Here is a 2,548-nt window from a genome sequence, read left to right as displayed (position 1 = left end):
TGATAAAATATTGCTATAATATTTGCTTTTGAATTAGGAGAAGGTTATGAAAAAGAAATTTATTACGATTATTGGAGCGACTATTTTGCTAACGGGATGCGGAAGTCAAAACTTGGGTCCCCTCGAGCAAAAAACTACTAAATTAAGAGATGATAATCATCAATTAAAATTAGAAAATCAAGAGTTAGAGCAAAATATCAGTGATTTGAAAGATAAGGAAAAACAGCTCGGCGCTGATAAAAAGAATACTAAAGAAGCAGCACAAAATAGTATGAAAACTAAAAATGCTAATGCCACATCAGATTACTACCAAAAAGTAACTGATACTTTGAAGGACTATCATAAAATTGAAAGTGACGTTCAAAAAAATAAAAGAAAAGAAGCTGTGGTTAGTAAACTTGATAAAATAGTTACTGATTTGCAAAGTGCACATGACAAATACAAAATCGATCTTGAAAAAAGCACAATGTCAGATAAAGACAAATCTGATGATAAAAATATTGAAGAACTTAATAACAAGTTAGTTAAAGCATTTAAAACTATCAGAGATGGTTACTCCACAAAGAGTGATAAGAAAATTAAACAAGGTCAACAAGAATTAGCACAAATCAAGGTTAGTAAATCTAATTCATAAAGCAATAAGTATTGAAAGGTGAAAATATGCGTAAAGTATTATTTTATATCATATTATTAATTGCGCTTATAGGCTTAATATTGAATTTGGATTCAATATTGTTTTCTCTCGCAAGAACTATTATTAGCTTAGCTATTATCGCAGCTATAGCTTACTTACTATATTTCTTTTTCTTTTTAACCAAAGACCAAAGAAAGTATAAAATAGCGCAATGGAAATACAGAAGACGTCGTAAATAAGACAAAATTCCCCTGACTACCATTTAAATAGGAGTTCAGGGGAATTTTTTATTTTCTGTAAGTCCACTCATCAGATTTATATTTTTCTGCCAGTTCTTTTACTTCAGTTTGTTGTTCCTTAGTAAGTTCTAAAGGTTTGAAATTAATATCCAAACCTTTTTGGAAGCCTTTTTCAAATGCTGCTTCCATTTCCTCAAGTGAAACAACTTTATCTGATATATCATTTATCGCAACAGCTTTATCTATAAAAGCTTGTTTCATTTTGTCTTTTAAACGTTCATTTTTAAAGATAAACATATCAAACAAATCGTCAATATCAATGTCTTTTAAAATAGAACCATGTTGAAGAATAACCCCTTTTTGTCTGGTTTGGGCACTTCCTGCAATTTTTCTGCCTTCAACAACGAGTTCATACCAGCTTGGTGCATCAAAGCAGACAGAACTTCTTGGCTGCTTTAATTTTTCTCTTTCTTCTTTACTTTTAGGGACGGCAAAATAAGCGTCAAATCCTAATAGTTTGAATCCTTCTAATAGCCCTTGTGAAATAACTCTGTAGGCCTCAGTAACCGTTTTTGGCATTTTTGGATGAGACTCAGGAACGATTACACTATATGTTAGTTCTTTATCGTGTAAAACGCCTCTTCCGCCTGTTTGTCGTCTTACTAAGCCATAGCCTTTTTCTTTGACCTTGTCTATATCAATTTCCTTTTTTAATCTTTGGAAGTAACCAATAGAAAGCGTTGCTGGATCCCATGTATAAAATCTGATGACAGGATCGATTTCTCCTCTAGATACGAAGTTTAATAAAGCTTCGTCCATCGCCATATTATAAAATGGGTCATGACTGCCCGAATTAATAAAATTCCATGTTTCTGTCAATTTAAAAATCTCCAATCACCTAGTATTTAACTATATGTATGTATATTACCATACATACAGTATTTTTGATTAATATTCATGACTAAGTTTTCTTCGACGGTTATTTATTTTAATTAGCTATTTTGTACAAAATGAAATCACGGTCCATATCTGAGAAAAACTTTTTGATAAATGAGTGAAACAGTCTTATAATTGTAGTATCGGTAAAAATAGGAGGAAGCAAGATGAATAGCTTTTGGATAATCATTTTAGCTGTTTTAGTTATTATTGCTGTATATATGTTAATCCAATTTTTCATCAATAAAAGAGCTGTAACAGAATTAGATCAAGAAGAATTCCATAAAGGTTTACGCAAAGCTCAAGTGATTGATGTAAGAGAAAAAGTTGACTATGATTATGGCCATATTATTGGTGCCAGAAACATTCCTATGACGCTTTTTAGTCAACGATTTAAAGGTCTTAGAAAGGATCAGCCTATTTATTTATGCGATGCTAATGGTGTAGCAAGTTATAGAGCAGCGCGTATTTTAAGAAAAAATGGATACAGAGATATCTATATGCTTAAAGGCGGTTACAAAAAATGGACCGGGAAAGTTAAATCAAAAAAATAGCATTATAATTAAAATGTAGCAGCAATGGAATTTCATTGCTGCTTTTTTCATGAAGAAGGGGCTGGGACATAAATCCAGTCTCAAATAAAAGCCGAGGAGAATCTTTAATGATTTTCCTCGGCTTTTTATATAAAATACTCATATTATTTCAAAAAAATAAAGCCCTCACGTATAATTAGAGAATA

At 31.4% G+C, this 2,548-nt stretch carries 4 protein-coding genes; 3 read left to right on the top strand and 1 reads right to left on the bottom strand.

Annotation, left to right across the window (positions count from 1 at the left end; translation table 11 throughout):
- The first annotated feature begins 46 nt into the window (after positions 1-46).
- Positions 47-634: a hypothetical protein gene (locus BU038_RS12235; RefSeq protein WP_107606241.1), complete on the top strand. Its 588-nt coding sequence runs from the start codon at positions 47-49 to the stop codon at positions 632-634.
- Between the two features lie 26 nt (positions 635-660).
- Positions 661-873, top strand: coding sequence for an SA1362 family protein (locus BU038_RS12710; RefSeq protein WP_107606240.1), 213 nt, complete (start codon positions 661-663; stop codon positions 871-873).
- Positions 874-921: 48 nt separating this feature from the next.
- Here the strand turns inward: BU038_RS12710 and BU038_RS12225 are convergent, their stop codons facing one another.
- Positions 922-1,752 (bottom strand): lipoate--protein ligase family protein, encoded by an 831-nt coding sequence (locus tag BU038_RS12225; protein ID WP_107606239.1) that lies wholly within the window; start codon positions 1,750-1,752, stop codon positions 922-924.
- Between the two features lie 224 nt (positions 1,753-1,976).
- On the opposite strand from BU038_RS12225, the gene BU038_RS12220 reads away from it, so the two are divergent.
- Positions 1,977-2,363, top strand: a complete 387-nt coding sequence (locus tag BU038_RS12220) for a rhodanese-like domain-containing protein (RefSeq protein ID WP_002481030.1) — start codon at positions 1,977-1,979, stop codon at positions 2,361-2,363.
- Positions 2,364-2,548 lie beyond the last annotated feature (185 nt).

Origin of the sequence: Staphylococcus simulans (genome assembly GCF_003043455.1) — a bacterium.
GTDB classification, from domain to species: domain Bacteria; phylum Bacillota; class Bacilli; order Staphylococcales; family Staphylococcaceae; genus Staphylococcus; species Staphylococcus simulans_A.
This window is presented reverse-complemented; position numbering and strand designations above follow the sequence as displayed.

Bases quoted from the DNA above. Each gene is read 5' to 3' on its own strand.
- BU038_RS12235 (WP_107606241.1), top strand. From the start codon at position 47: ATGAAAAAGAAATTTATTACGATTATTGGAGCGACTATTTTGCTAACG.
- BU038_RS12710 (WP_107606240.1), top strand. From the start codon at position 661: ATGCGTAAAGTATTATTTTATATCATATTATTAATTGCGCTTATAGGC.
- BU038_RS12220 (WP_002481030.1), top strand. From the start codon at position 1,977: ATGAATAGCTTTTGGATAATCATTTTAGCTGTTTTAGTTATTATTGCT.